We start from the raw sequence: 217 nt of genomic DNA on the forward strand, positions 1-217 counted from the left end.
GATAATTTACCTTGCCGCATGGGGAGGTAATGAAAGGCGGAGCAATCTGTCACTTACGGATGGGCCTGCGGCGCATTAGCTAGTTGGTGAGGTAACGGCTCACCAAGGCGACGATGCGTAGCCGACCTGAGAGGGTGAACGGCCACACTGGGACTGAGACACGGCCCAGACTCCTACGGGAGGCAGCAGTAGGGAATCTTCCGCAATGGACGCAAGT

1 rRNA gene is annotated in these 217 nt (G+C 57.6%); it reads left to right on the forward strand.

Features of this window, described 5'->3' with window-relative positions:
* Positions 1-217 (forward strand): 16S ribosomal RNA (locus tag KI362_RS25465); the annotation flags it as partial.

Origin of the sequence: Paenibacillus apis (assembly GCF_018333295.1) — a bacterium.
GTDB classification, from domain to species: domain Bacteria; phylum Bacillota; class Bacilli; order Paenibacillales; family Paenibacillaceae; genus Fontibacillus; species Fontibacillus antibioticophila.